Source organism: Micromonospora sp. AMSO12t (assembly GCF_008806585.1).
GTDB lineage: Bacteria > Actinomycetota > Actinomycetes > Mycobacteriales > Micromonosporaceae > Micromonospora > Micromonospora reichwaldensis.
The window spans coordinates 1-977 of record NZ_WAAS01000535.1 but is presented as its reverse complement, the minus strand read 5'-3'; the positions used below and the strand labels follow the sequence as shown (position 1 = coordinate 977).

Below are 977 nucleotides of genomic sequence, written 5' to 3'. Positions count from 1 at the left end.
ACCGGATGCACCGGCTCGCAGGAGTCCCCCGCCGCGGCCGACCGCACCGGCGACGGCACACCGGTCGCGGTCACGGGACCGCTGTGCGACGCGCTGCCCTCGGGGACCGAGCCGGGTAGTCCGGGCTCGCTGGTGGACCGGTCCCCCGCCCAGGCCCTGACCTGGATTCCCGTGCTCACCACGTTCGAGGCGGCGGTGCGGGCCACCGGAATGACCGAGGAGCTGTCCGTCGCGGGCGGGCTCACCATCCTCGCCCCCACCGACGACGCCTTCCGGGCCAGGTTCTCCACCGCCAACCTGGACCAACTGCTGCTCAAGGACACCGCGACGCTGCGCGGGCTGCTGAGGGAGCACCTGGTCGCCGGGGCTCGCCCGGTCGCCGACCTGGCGTCCGCCGGCACCGTCACCACCCTGGCGGGTACCACCCTCGCCGTCGCCACGGCCGGGTCGGGCGTCCGGCTGGCCGACCGGGCCGAGACGATCTGCGCCGACTACCGGGCCGGCGGCGCCCGGATCCACGTCATCGACAAGGTGCTCGGCAACCTGCCGGAGACCGCCCACGAGGAGGACCACGCCCACTGAGCGGTGCCGCCCGACGGACGGCCGCCGACCCCGTACAAGGGGGTCGGCGGCCGTCGCCGTCCCAGGGGCGGTCGCCCCAGGTCCCGCCGCCTCCGCACCCGGTGGGCCGACGACCGGATTCCGCCCGACTGACACGAACCGGCACTTTCAGGTGTCCTCCGTCACCTTGGCCCCTTTCGAGATGCGGGATCGGTCGGGATGCCCTTTGCTTGTTCCCGGGGCGCGCCCGCGCGTCCCGGCCCGGCCATTCGGCCATCCCTCAGCACCGTTCCGCCGCCACCGCTGCCGGCGCGTCCCACCATGCACGGACGGAGATCGATTGTGACGACCCTGCGGGTCGACGAGCAGCCCACCAGCACCCCGGGCCGGGTCCACCGGCCCACCCTCACCTCCCG

1 protein-coding gene is annotated in these 977 nt (G+C 74.7%); it reads left to right on the top strand.

From position 1 onward, the window contains the following. The first annotated feature begins 132 nt into the window (after positions 1-132). Positions 133-582: a fasciclin domain-containing protein gene (locus tag F6X68_RS32825; protein ID WP_192581657.1), complete on the top strand. Its 450-nt coding sequence runs from the start codon at positions 133-135 to the stop codon at positions 580-582. Positions 583-977 lie beyond the last annotated feature (395 nt).